General features: G+C 67.0%; 11 protein-coding genes. 9 read left to right on the top strand and 2 right to left on the bottom strand.

Annotated elements, in window-relative coordinates:
• Positions 1 to 9: 9 nt before the first annotated feature.
• Positions 10 to 825: a bifunctional allantoicase/(S)-ureidoglycine aminohydrolase gene (locus ACTU6V_RS00960; protein ID WP_443474988.1), complete on the top strand. Its 816-nt coding sequence runs from the start codon at positions 10 to 12 to the stop codon at positions 823 to 825.
• Between the two features lie 233 nt (positions 826 to 1,058).
• On the opposite strand, the gene ACTU6V_RS00955 is transcribed toward ACTU6V_RS00960, so the two are convergent.
• On the bottom strand, positions 1,059 to 1,934 hold the full coding sequence (locus ACTU6V_RS00955; RefSeq protein WP_443474678.1) for an endonuclease domain-containing protein: 876 nt from the start codon (positions 1,932 to 1,934) through the stop codon (positions 1,059 to 1,061).
• 350 nt (positions 1,935 to 2,284) lie between these two features.
• Between ACTU6V_RS00955 and ACTU6V_RS00950 the strand changes: the two genes are divergently transcribed.
• From ACTU6V_RS00950 to pucL, 8 genes are read left to right on the top strand one after another with little or no spacing between them, the layout of a single operon-like run.
• On the top strand, positions 2,285 to 3,082 hold the full coding sequence (locus tag ACTU6V_RS00950) for a hydroxypyruvate isomerase family protein (protein ID WP_443474677.1): 798 nt from the start codon (positions 2,285 to 2,287) through the stop codon (positions 3,080 to 3,082).
• A gap of 40 nt (positions 3,083 to 3,122) precedes the next feature.
• Positions 3,123 to 4,001, top strand: coding sequence for a 2-hydroxy-3-oxopropionate reductase (locus ACTU6V_RS00945; RefSeq protein WP_443474676.1), 879 nt, complete (start codon positions 3,123 to 3,125; stop codon positions 3,999 to 4,001).
• Between the two features lie 31 nt (positions 4,002 to 4,032).
• Entirely contained in the window at positions 4,033 to 5,814 is a 1,782-nt protein-coding gene (gcl, locus tag ACTU6V_RS00940; RefSeq protein WP_443474675.1) for a glyoxylate carboligase, read from the top strand.
• 1 nt (position 5,815) lies between these two features.
• A complete protein-coding gene (gene allB, locus ACTU6V_RS00935; protein ID WP_443474674.1) occupies positions 5,816 to 8,320 on the top strand; it encodes an allantoinase AllB in 2,505 nt (834 codons plus the stop codon).
• Entirely contained in the window at positions 8,317 to 8,811 is a 495-nt protein-coding gene (gene bcp, locus ACTU6V_RS00930; RefSeq protein ID WP_443469682.1) for a thioredoxin-dependent thiol peroxidase, read from the top strand. Before allB ends, bcp begins: the two co-directional genes overlap by 4 nt.
• A 5-nt stretch (positions 8,812 to 8,816) precedes the next feature.
• Positions 8,817 to 9,314 carry a 2-oxo-4-hydroxy-4-carboxy-5-ureidoimidazoline decarboxylase gene (uraD, locus tag ACTU6V_RS00925; RefSeq protein ID WP_443474987.1) on the top strand — a complete coding sequence of 166 codons (498 nt, stop codon included), beginning with the start codon at positions 8,817 to 8,819 and terminating at the stop codon, positions 9,312 to 9,314.
• On the top strand, positions 9,311 to 9,652 hold the full coding sequence (gene uraH / locus ACTU6V_RS00920) for a hydroxyisourate hydrolase (protein ID WP_443474673.1): 342 nt from the start codon (positions 9,311 to 9,313) through the stop codon (positions 9,650 to 9,652). Before uraD ends, uraH begins: the two co-directional genes overlap by 4 nt.
• A 9-nt stretch (positions 9,653 to 9,661) precedes the next feature.
• Positions 9,662 to 10,618, top strand: coding sequence for a factor-independent urate hydroxylase (gene pucL, locus ACTU6V_RS00915; RefSeq protein WP_443474672.1), 957 nt, complete (start codon positions 9,662 to 9,664; stop codon positions 10,616 to 10,618).
• A gap of 112 nt (positions 10,619 to 10,730) precedes the next feature.
• Here pucL and pknB read toward each other — a convergent pair whose 3' ends face one another.
• The gene (gene pknB, locus ACTU6V_RS00910) at positions 10,731 to 12,425 is read right to left on the bottom strand and encodes a Stk1 family PASTA domain-containing Ser/Thr kinase (protein WP_443469679.1); all 1,695 of its coding nucleotides are present in this window, start codon (positions 12,423 to 12,425) and stop codon (positions 10,731 to 10,733) included.
• Between the last annotated feature and the right edge of the window lie 23 nt (positions 12,426 to 12,448).

Genomic DNA, 12,448 nt, shown 5'->3' with positions numbered 1-12,448 from the left:
CATGGAGAGCTGATGAGCTATTACACACCGACCGGCGGACTGCCCGGCCAGCACGAGCTGCTGACCGACCGCGCCATCGTCAAAGAGGCGTACACCGTGATTCCGAAGGGTGTGCTGCGCGACATCGTCACGAGCAACCTGCCCGGATTCACCGGCACGCGCTCGTGGATCATCGCACGCCCGATCGCGGGATTCGCCACGACATTCTCGCAGCTGATCGTGGAGATCGCGCCCGGCGGCGGCTCCTCGCGGCCGGAACCCGAAGCGGGTGTCGAGGGAGTGCTCTTCGTCACCTCCGGAGAGCTGACGCTGACGCTCGCGGGGGAGCGGCACATGCTCGCGGCGGGGGGCTACGCATTCCTCGCACCGGACGAGCAGTGGTCGTTGCGCAACGAAGGGTCGGCGCCGGTCGGGTTCCACTGGGTGCGCAAGGCCTACGAGAAGGTCGATGGCATCGAGGCCCCGGCATCCTTCGTCACGAGTGACCAGGAGGTCGCGCCTCGCCCGATGCCCGACACCGACGATGCCTGGGCGACGACCCGGTTCGTCGACCCTGACGACCTCACGCACGACATGCACGTGAACATCGTGACCTTCCAGCCGGGAGGGTCGATCCCGTTCGCCGAGACGCACGTGATGGAGCACGGGCTCTTCGTGCTCGAGGGCAAGGCCGTCTATCGCCTCAACGACGACTGGGTCGAGGTGGAGGCGGGCGATTTCATGTGGCTGCGCGCGTTCTGTCCGCAGGCCTGCTATGCCGGCGGGCCAGGACCGTTCCGGTACCTGCTGTACAAGGACGTGAATCGGCAGGTCCGGCTGACCTGAGTTGCCCTGCCCGCCGCGCTTCGCCCCCCGCCCGCCGCGCCATTTCGCTATGCCAGAACGTTTTCGCGGGTTCGATGGCGCCTGGACCGAGGAAAATCTTCCCGCATCGGGTGTGCGCGGGCGTAAGCGGGCGTAAGCCGTGGCGTGACACGGACTCGAGGGTCGCGTGACGCAGCGCGAAGGGACTCAACGGCCGCGCTATGGCACCGCGAAGAGCGGTGAGACGAAGCGGCTCAGCCGCGCCGCGCGGCGATCGCGCGACGGATGCTGGTGATCAGCAGTTCCTTCGCTTCGAGGTCGGCTTGGGTGAGGCGGATGACGACCCATCCCTCGCTCTCGAGGTAGCGCTGTCGCTGGATGTCTGTGCGCCACTGCTTCTTGTCTGTGCGGTGGCCGTCGCCCTCGTATTCGATCGCGATCTTCCACTCCGGGTATGCGAGGTCGGTGCGGCCGAGCAGCTGCCCGTACGCCCAGACCTCATGTTGCACGACGGGCTCTGGCAGCCCGTTCTCGATGAGCAGCAGCCGGGTTTCGGTCTCCTTCGGAGATTCGACGAGCTCGCGCGCATGCGGCAAGGCGGCGCGGATCTTTCCGCTGCCAGGGAACCGTCCCCATTCCTGAAGCCGACCAGCTATCTCTTCGAGCGAGGCCAGCGGCCTCCCGGGCCCCAAATCCGGATAGTTGGATGCTGTCGTCAGCAGCGCGTCGATGATGATGATCGCCTCTGGAACGGTCAGATCCGCAGCACATGTGAACAGCGCGGCAACCGGATCGATGACGGGCCGTCCCTTGAGGATGCGGGTCTTCGCGCGGTCTTCGCGCAGGCGCCGTCCCCGCACACCCGCGGTCTTCGGTGCGGCATGCGATGACGGCACGATGATGTCGAGCGGCTCCGTCGGCTTCCACAGTGTCGGCACGGGAAGTCCCCAGTCACGAGCTGCCGTCATGCCCCCGAAGCGCTGACCGGGCCTGAGGCGAGGTTCGTAGCAGCGCACGAAGTCCTCGAAGGTCTCGGGTTTCTCGAGTGAGCGAACGCCCCGGAACGGCCGGTGCAGATCGGGGGTGCTGCACCGGCCGGGGCGGATGCCGACGGCTTCCGCGCTGCGCACGGAGAACCGATCACCCAAGCGGAGGGGAAGGGGAACTCTGTGTCGCATCCCACGATGTTGACGCACTTGCGCGCCGTGGCATCCCGGAAATCCGCGGCCTGTGCACAACTCGCGGCGCCGGCCGATCTGTGCAGAACAGGTCGCCCCCGAAGCGATGGGAGAAGGGTTTCGCGCATTCCGACTGGTGCGTAGCCGCGAAATCCTTCCGGCATCCGGTACAAGGCGCGAAAACCTTCCCGCCTCCGAACCGTTGACACTCTCGCAAACGTCTCTTACACTTTCATCTAGTAGAAATCATCTTCCGCATTACGGAATAACGCAAAGAAGCCCAACGGACGAAGGAGTCGTCGATGACTTACACCGTGAACTGCTCGATCCTCTTGACCGAGCTGCCGCTGCTCGAGCGGCCCGCAGCTGCGAAGACGGCCGGTTTCGACGCCGTCGAGTTCTGGTGGCCGTTCTCGACGTCAGTGCCGCTCGACTCCGAGGTCGACGCGTTCATCGGTGCGATCCGCAACGCGGGCGTGCAGCTGAGCGGCCTCAACTTCAACGCCGGCGACATGCCGGGTGGCGATCGCGGTCTCGTCTCCTGGCCCGCTCGCGGCAAGGAGTTCCGCGACAACCTCGCCGTCGTCGCCGCGATCGGCGAGGCACTCGGCACGAAGGGATTCAACGCCCTCTACGGCAACCGCATCGACGGGGTCGACCCGCAGGCTCAGGATGCCGTCGCCGTCGAGAACCTCGCCGCAGCTGCCGCCGCGGTGGCACCGATCGGCGGCACCGTGCTGGTCGAGCCGGTCAGCGGCGCCGACCACTACCCGCTGCGCACTGCGGCACAGGCGCTCGACGTCATCGAGCACGTCCGCACCTGCACAGGCGACGGAAACCTCGCGCTCCTCGCCGACTTCTACCACCTCGCGGTGAACGGCGATGACGTCGCGGCCGTCATCGAGGAGCACGCCTCGAGCTTCGGACACATCCAGATCGCTGATAATCCCGGTCGCGGCGCCCCCGGCACCGGCGAGCTGCCGCTGGGCGATTGGATCGCCCGCAGCCGCGAGCTCGGCTACACCGGCTACATCGGCTTGGAGTACAAGGCACCGATCGAAACGGCCTTCGACACGATCCTCGCAGCGCACGTCCGCTGACAGCCCGCGAACCACGAACCCCACGAACTCAAGGAGCATCATGACCAGCATCGCCGTCATCGGCCTCGGCATCATGGGCCTGCCCATGGCCAAGAACCTCATCTCCGCCGGACACGACGTCACCGGCTACAACCTCACGCAGGATCGCATCGACGAGCTCGTCACAGCGGGCGGCAAGGGCGCCACCAGCATCCCGGATGCCGTGAAGGCCGCCGACGTCATCATCACGATGGTCCCCGACTCCCCTGATGTCGCAGCGGCCCTCCGTGGCGACGAGGGGATCCTCGCCGGTGCCCAGCAGGGTGCGCTGTGGATCGATGCATCCAGCATCCGCCCTGACGTGGCTAAAGAGCTCGCCGAAGAGGCACAGGCCGCGGGGCTGCGCACCGTCGATGCTCCGGTGTCGGGCGGCGAGCAGGGTGCGATCGACGCCGTGCTGTCGATCATGGTCGGCGGCTCGGACGACGACTTCGCCGCGGCTCTGCCGTATCTCGACGCAGTCGGCAAGACGATCGTGCACGTCGGCCCCTCCGGTGCAGGGCAGACCGTGAAGGCCGCCAACCAGCTCATCGTCGCCGTGAATATCCAGGCACTCGCCGAGGCGATCATCTTCCTCGAGGCGTACGGTGTCGACACGGATGCTGCGCTCAAGGTCCTCGGCGGCGGTCTCGCCGGCTCCAAGGTCCTCGACCAGAAGGGTCAGAAGATGCTCGATCGCGACTTCGGCCCCGGCTTCCGCCTCGCCCTGCACAACAAGGACATGGGCATCATCACCGCCGCCGCCCGCCAGGCCGGGATCACCATCCCGCTCGGCGCGCACGTGGCACAGCTCGTCGGCTCGACCGTCCAGCAGGGCGACGGCGGCCTCGATCATTCCGGTCTGTTCAAGCTGACCGCAGCCTTCTCCGGTCGCGAATAAGCAGTCCGGGCACCGAACCTAGGAGAACGAAATGACTCGCATGCGCGCGGTGGACGCCGCCGTGGCCATCCTGGAGAAGGAGGGCGCCACGGAGGCGTTCGGCCTGCCAGGGGCCGCCATCAACCCCTTCTATTCCGCGATGCGCGCCCACGGCGGCATCCGGCATACGCTTGCCCGTCACGTCGAGGGCGCATCCCACATGGCCGACGGCTACACCCGCGCGGCCGATGGCAACATCGGCATCTGCATCGGCACCTCCGGCCCCGCTGGCACCGACATGATCACGGGACTCTACGCTGCGTGGGCCGATTCGCTGCCGATCCTCTGCATCACCGGGCAGGCGCCGGTCGCGAAGCTGCACAAAGAGGACTTCCAGGCGGTCGACATCCAGACGATCGCTACGCCGGTCACCAAGATGGCGATGACTGTTCTCGAAGCCGCCCAGGTTCCCGGCGCCTTCCAGAAAGCGTTCCAGCTGATGCGCTCAGGTCGCCCCGGTCCCGTGCTGCTCGACCTCCCGATCGACGTGCAGATGACCGAGATCGAGTTCGATATCGACACGTACGAGCCGCTGCCCGTTGCGAAGCCAGCGGCATCCCGCCGTCAGGCCGAGAAAGCGATGGACATGCTCACCGCGAGCGCGCACCCGGTGCTGATCGCCGGTGGGGGCATCATCAACGCCGGCGCATCGGAGCGCCTCGTGGAGTTGGCCGAAACGCTCGGCGTCCCCGTCATCCCGACCCTGATGGGCTGGGGCGCGATCAGCGACGCGCACGAGCTGAACGCCGGCATGGCGGGTCTGCAGACCGCGCACCGCTACGGCAACCAGACTCTGCTGGCCAGCGACTTCGTGCTCGGCATCGGCAACCGCTGGGCCAACCGGCACACCGGCAGCATCGACAAGTACACCGAGAACCGCACTTTCGTGCATGTCGACATCGAGCCGACCCAGATCGGACGCGTCTTCGCACCCGACCTCGGGATCGTGTCGGATGCCGGCGAGGCCATCGACGCATTCCTCGAGATCGCCCGAGAGCGCCGCGCCGCCGGCACCCTGCCGGACTACTCTGAGTGGGCTCGGCAGTGCCAGGAGCGCAAGGGCACCCTGCTGCGCAAGACCCACTTCGACCAGGTGCCGATCAAGCCGCAGCGCGTCTACGAGGAGATGAATCGCGCCTTCGGCGAGGACGTCACCTATGTCACGACGATCGGCCTCTCGCAGATCGCCGGCGCACAGCTGCTGCACGTGTTCGGTCCGCGCAAGTGGATCAACGCAGCCCAGGCCGGCCCGCTCGGCTGGACGGGGCCGGCAGCCCTCGGCGTCGTTCGAGGCAAGCCGGGAGAACTGGTCGTGGCTCTGTCGGGTGACTACGACTTCCAGTTCATGATTGAGGAGCTCGCCGTGGGGGCACAGCACAAGCTGCCCTACGTGCACGTCGTGGTCAACAACAGCTACTTGGGGCTGATCCGTCAGTCTCAGCGCGGGTTCGAGATGGACTTCGAAGTGTCGCTGGCGTTTGACAACATCAACTCGCCCGAGACCCAGGGATATGGTGTTGACCATGTCAAGGTCGCCGAAGGGCTGGGCTGCAAGGCGATTCGAGTGGAGCGCCCGGAGGACATGGGTGCGGCATTCGCTGAGGCGCAGTCGCTGATGGGTGAGCACCAGGTTCCCGTCGTGGTGGAAGTCATCCTCGAGCGCGTCACGAACATCGCCATGGGCACAGAGCTCGACAACGTCAACGAGTTCGAGGAGCTCGCGATCATCCCGGACGACGCGCCGACCTCGATCCGATCACTGGTGCAGGTCTGACATGCGCATCGTCGTCGCCTCCGACAAGTTCAAAGGGTCGCTGACCGCGCCTGAGGTCGCCGCCGCGGTGGCCTCAGGCGCGCGCCGGATCGACCCTGCGATCGACGTTCTCGAGATCCCCGTCGCCGATGGCGGCGAGGGGACCGTGGATGCCGCGATCGCGGCGGGCTTCGAGGAGCGACGTGCGTACGTGACCGGCCCGACCGGTGAGCAGGTCGTCGCTCGCTATGCGGTTCGCAGTGACGAGGCGGTCGTGGAGATGGCACAGGCATCCGGTCTCGACCTTCTTCCGGGCGGACGAAAGGATGCCACGGGCGCGACCAGTCTCGGCACGGGCGAGCTCGTGCGAGCGGCGTTGGATGCCGGCAGTCGCCGCATCGTCCTGGGTATTGGCGGAAGCGCGTCGACCGATGGCGGCGCGGGTCTGCTGCAAGGCCTCGGCGCACGACTGCTCGATGGTGCAGGTATCGAGCTGCCGCTGGGCGGCGGAGCCCTCGCCGCGCTGAAGACCGTCGACCTGTCGGGCTTGGACCCGCGCCTCTCTGGCGCTGAACTCGTCCTCGCGAGCGACGTCGACAACCCGTTGCTCGGGGAGAGCGGCGCCGCCGCTGTGTTCGGCCCGCAGAAGGGCGCGAGCGCCGATGACGTCGAGTCACTCGACCGGGCGCTCGAGCATTTCGTCGAAGTGCTCGGCCGTTCCGGCGGGGGGTTGAAGGTCCCGGCCGTCGAAGCCTCCGAACGCAAGGGCGCTGGCGCCGCCGGCGGTGTTGGATTCGCGGCCATCGCACTCGGCGCGGAGCGCAGGGCGGGCATCGATGTCGTCCTTGAGCTCACGCGTCTCGCCGAGCGTCTCGAGGGCGCCGACCTCGTCATCACCGGTGAGGGCAGTCTCGACGAGCAGAGCCTCATGGGCAAGACGCCGATCGGCGTCGCGCGTGCGGCTCAGGCCGCCGGCATCCCGGTGCACGTCATCTGCGGTCGATCCGCACTGGATGCTGCGCAGATCGGGGCCGCCGGGTTCTCCGGCGTGCACGCTCTCGCCGACCTCGAACCCGACTCCGAGCGCAGCATGGCTGACGCCGGCCGCCTGCTCGAGCAGGTCGCCGCACGTCTGCTCGGCGGCGCCGCGATCGCCGGTTCGCTGGACGGCATCCAGAGTCGCTGCGAACTCATCATCCGTGGCCGCGCGCTGATCGACGGCGAATTCCGCGACGCGCAGATCGGCGTGCGCGACGGACGGATCGTCTTCATCGCGGGAGCGGACGAGAAGCTGGATGCCGCACAGATCGTCGAGCTCGCACACGACGAAGTACTCATTCCAGGCCTCGTCGACACGCATGTGCACGTCAACGAGCCCGGCCGCACCGAGTGGGAGGGCTTCGAGTCCGCCACCAGGGCCGCGGCCGCGGGCGGTGTGACGACGATCGTGGACATGCCGCTCAACAGCATCCCGCCGACGGTCACGGTCGAGGCGCTGAACATCAAGCGCGCCGCAGCGCAAGACCGCGTCTTCGTCGACGTCGGATTCTGGGGCGGCGTGGTCCCAGGGAACCTCGATGACCTGCCGGGCCTGCACGCGGCCGGCGTCTTCGGGTTCAAGTGCTTTCTGCTGCCGTCGGGAGTCGACGAGTTCCCCGAGGTCTCGATCTACGAGATGCGGCGGGCGATGGCATCGATCGCTCAGCTCGGGTCGTTGCTCGTGGTGCACGCAGAGGATGCCCACATCATCGAGGAGTCCGTGCAGCCCGGAGGGCGCGAGTACGGAGACTTCCTCGCATCCCGTCCGCGATCGGCGGAGGATGCCGCGATCTCCGAGGTCATCCGCGGAGCCATCGACACCGGCGCCCGCGCGCATATCCTGCACCTCTCGAACGGCGACTCGATCGGACGTCTCTCCGTGGCCAAGGCCGAGGGCGTCGACATCACGGTCGAGACCTGCCCGCATTACCTGACCCTCGCCGCCGAGGATATCCCGGCCGGAGCGACGGCGTACAAATGCTGCCCGCCGATCCGAGAAGACGACAACCGCGACGAGCTGTGGCACGGACTCCTTGACGGCACGATCGACTACGTCGTCTCAGACCACTCGCCCTCGACGCCCGAGATGAAGTACGCCGGTGACGGCGATTTCTCGGTCGCGTGGGGCGGGATCGCCTCGCTCCAACTCGGCCTGCCGCTGATGTGGACCGAGGGCCGCCGCCGCGGTGTGCGCCTCGCCCGGATCGTCGAGCTGATGTCGTCATCCCCCGCAGACCGCATCGGGCTCGCCGGCAAAGGACGCATCGCGGTGGGCGCGGCAGCCGACTTCGCCGTCTTCGCACCGGAGGAGACCTTCGCTGTGGATGCCACCTCTCTCGCCCACCGGCATCCCGTAACCCCCTACGACGGCCGTGAGCTGACCGGGGTGGTGCGCGCCACGTACCTCGCCGGTCGCCTCATCGACCAGGACCAGCCCCGCGGCCGGCTGCTGCGCCTCCCGCGGATCGAGATCGGAGCACCCGCATGATCAACACGTCCGAAGAACTCGAGGTGGGTCAGCCCGCCCCCGACTTCGCCCTTCCGGATGCCGCAGGCAACACGGTGCGGCTGTCGGATCTGCGCGGCGGACCGGTGATCGTCTACTTCTATCCGGCGGCATTCACTCCGGGCTGCACGACCGAGGCGTGCGATTTCCGTGACAACCTGGCGTCGCTTCAGGGCGCCGGATACACAGTGCTCGGCGTCTCGCCCGATCCTGCCTCGAAGCTCGCGCAGTTCGCTGATGCCGAGCAGCTCGCGTTTCCGCTGCTCGCCGACGAGGATGCCGAAGTCGCGAAGGTCTGGGGTGCGTGGGGTCAGAAGACCGTGAACGGCCGCACCTTCGACGGACTCATCCGCTCGACAGCTGTCGTCGACGCCGACGGGCGCGTGAGCGCGGTCGAGTACAACGTCGACCCGAACGGTCACGTCGCGCGGCTGCGCGCGGCACTGGGCATCCAGGGCACGAGAGGCAGCTGAGAGTGATGGAGCTTGCAGAGTTCAACACGGCGGATCGCGAGGCGGCGATCGCGGTGCTGCGTCCCTGCGTCGATGTGACGCGGTGGTGCGAGGGCATCGTCGATCAACGTCCTTTCGCGTCGATCGACGCGCTCGTGTCATCCGCAGCGGAGGTGGCGTCGCCGTTCCGCAGCGATGAGGTCGAGGCCGCACTCGCCCACCACCCGCGCATCGGCGAACGCGCCGACGGCGACTCGCGCGAAGCGTCGATGTCGCGATCCGAGCAGGCTGGCGTTGACCCGGCGGATGTCGCGGTGCAGCAGGCTCTGCGAGAAGGAAATCACGCCTACGAGGAGCGTTTCGGCCGCGTTTTCCTTATCCGTGCGGCTGGGCGCTCGGCCGCGGAGATCCTCACGACGCTTCGGACCCGTCTCACACACACCGACGACGAGGAAGAGCGCGTCGTCGCCGGGCAGCTGCGCGAGATCGCGCTGCTCCGATTGAAAGGAGTCATCACCGCATGACTGTCTCCCACATCACTACGCATGTGCTCGACGCCGTGCAGGGGGTTCCCGCTCCCGGCATCGAAGTGCAACTGTTCGCCGAGAAGGCAGGCCAGTGGTCGGTCATCGCCGAGGCGGTGACCGATGCCGACGGCCGTGCGAAGCGGCTCGGCCCCGAGCGGCTCGACGCAGGCATCTACCGGTTGCGTTTCGACACCGGTGCGTACTTCGCTGCCAGTGACACCCCGACCTTTTTCCCTGAGGCTCTGCTCACGTTCCTCGTCGATGAGGAACGGCCGCACTACCACGTGCCGCTTCTGCTGAGCCCGTTCTCCTATTCCACTTACCGAGGAAGTTGAGTACCGCACATGTCTGACACCCTGATCGCCCCTGCTCCGACTGAGGCAGGCACCGGAACCACGGCATCGAGCCGCATCGTCCTTGGCTCTAACCAGTACGGCAAGGCCGAGGTGCGCCTCGTCAAGATCACCCGCGACAGCCCCCGGCACGAGATCGAGGACCTCAACGTGACCTCGCAGCTGCGCGGCGATTTCGAGGCCGTGCACCTCGAGGGCGACAACGGCCACTGCGTCGCTACGGACACGCAGAAGAACACCATCTACGCGCTCGCCCGCGAGGGGATCGGATCGCCCGAGAAGTTCCTGCTGCGACTGTCAGATCACTTCATCGGCTCGTTCGACTGGGTCAAGGGCGGCCGCTGGGCTGCCGAGAGCTACGACTGGAACCGCATCGAGGTCGACGGTCGCGAGCACGATCACTCGTTCGTGCGCAGCAATCAGGAGGTGCGCACCGCGCTCGTCGTCGGCATCGGCGACGAGCGCCACATCGTGTCAGGACTCAAGGACCTCACGGTGCTCAAGAGCACCGAGTCCGGCTTCCAGGGGTACCCGAAGGACCCTTACACAACTCTGCCCGAGACCAGTGACCGCATCATGTCGACCGACATCGCTGCGCGCTGGCGCTTCACCGAAGGCGCGCGCGACGTCGATTTCAATGCGGTGTACGAAGACGTCAAGCGGATTCTGCTCGCCGAGTTCGCGGCGCGTTACTCGGCTGCGCTTCAGGCCACGCTCTTCGACATGGGTCGTGCGGTGCTCGAGGCTCACCCTGAGATCGCAGAGATCCGCATGTCGATGCCGAACAAGCATCACTTCGTCGTGGACCTCGCACCCTTCGGGCTCGACAACCCGAATGAGGTCTTCTTCGCCGCGGACCGCCCCTACGGGCTCATCGAGGCATCCGTGACGCGCGAGGACGAGGCTCCCGCCGAGCACATCTGGGAGGCCGTCTCGCCGCTCTGCTGAGCGCGGGCGTCGCGCGCGGCGCCTCATGCGGATGGGAGAAGGATCTCACGGGTTCAGCGGTTGTTCCACCCGGGAAATCCTTCTCCCATCGCTGCGCTCACGAACGCACGGGCTACGCGCCGGTGCAGTACCGCAGCTCGACGTCGGAGTGCACGTTGACGTCGCCCGGCGCCGCGGACATCGACGACACAGTCGCCGGGTTCGTGGCCGGGCAGTCCGCCGACTCCGTCTTGATCGCGTTCAGTCCGAGCTCTTCGAGCTTCGCGACGGCGGCATCCACTGTCCACCCCGTCACATCCGGAAGGGTGACCCGCCCGCTAGCGACGACGAGATTCACGACGGTCTTGGGGGCGACTTTGGCGCCCTCCTTCACGTTCGTGACCTCGAGGACGGTGTCGGCCTGACTTGCCGGATCATTCCGCGGAGTCACACTGCCGAGCTCCAGACCGACGTCGGTGAGCGCCTGCTTGGCCGCGGCCTGGGAGAGGCCTACGAGAGACGGCACCTCGACGGTTTCGGCTCCGGTGGACACGTACAGCGTCACCCGCTGGCCGATCTTCACAGATTGTCCCGCTACCGGGTCGGTGCGGATCACGTTGTCCTGCGTGACGTCGGCACTCGACTCGTAGACGATCGCCGACTGCAGATCCAGATCGAGCAGCTCATCCTGCGCGCGCTCGTACGACACATCGACGAGGTCGGGCACGAGCCTGGCGTCTGCAGGTGCCTGTTCGCCGCGCGGCATCATCAGCACCCACAGCAGGACCGAGACGAGCAGCACTGCCAGCAGCGCGACACCCGCCCAGATCCACGCCACGGGCGGACCGGACTGCGTGCGCGTCATCGTCGTATCGGTGCTGAGCTGCCGCAGCGAGCGGGCCGTCTCCTGGGCCTGGCGCGGGCTCGGGCCGTAGAGCTCGCTGGTGAGAGCTCCGAGTTCCTTCTTGGTCGGCGCCTTGCCCGACATGGCTGAGTCGAGCGCGAGACGGAAGCTCGCGGCATCCGGGTACCGCTGGTAAGGATCCTTCGCCAGCGCACGCAGCACGATCGGATCGAGTGCTCGCGGTGCATCCTCATTGACCTCGGTCGGCGGCAGGGGGGCTTCGCTCACGTGCTGGTACGCGACAGCGACCGGGGACTCGCCGCGGAACGGCTGACGGCCGGTGAGCAGTTCGTAGAGCACCACGCCTGTCGAGTACACATCGGTCCTGGCATCCACCGGCTCGCCCTTGGCCTGCTCAGGCGAGAAGTATGCGGCTGTTCCTAGGATCTGCGTCGTCTCGGCCACTGTCGACGACGAATCCGACACCGCGCGTGCGATGCCGAAGTCCATGACCTTGACCTGGCCCCTGTCGGTGACCATGACGTTGCCGGGCTTGATGTCGCGATGGACAACTCCGGCGCGGTGCGAGTAGTCGAGCGCTTCGAGGATGCCGTCGACGTACCTGATCGCGTCGTCGGCGGGGACGGGGCCCTCGGCGATGATGTCTTTCAGAAGCCGACCGCTGACGAGCTCCATGATGATGTACGGCTCGCTGGCAGCGCCCGCGCTGCCGGAGGTCGACGGGTCTCCCGCATCGAAAACGCGCACGATCGACGGATGCGACATGCGTGAAGCAGCCTGCGCCTCCATCCGAAAGCGCGTGCGGAACGCGGTATCGCGGGCGAGATCCGGGTCGAGGATCTTGATGGCGACGTCGCGCCCGAGCGTCATGTCGTAGCCGCGATAGACCTTCGCCATTCCGCCATGGCCGATGAGTTCACCAACGCGGTATCGCTCAGCGATGATGCGCGACTCTTCAGACACAGTGCTTTCCCCCTGGAATGACG

Source organism: Microbacterium zouquanmingi (genome assembly GCF_052266675.1).
Classification (GTDB): Bacteria; Actinomycetota; Actinomycetes; order Actinomycetales; family Microbacteriaceae; genus Microbacterium.
Note: the sequence above shows the minus strand (reverse complement) of the source record. Positions and strands in the feature narration are given on the sequence as shown.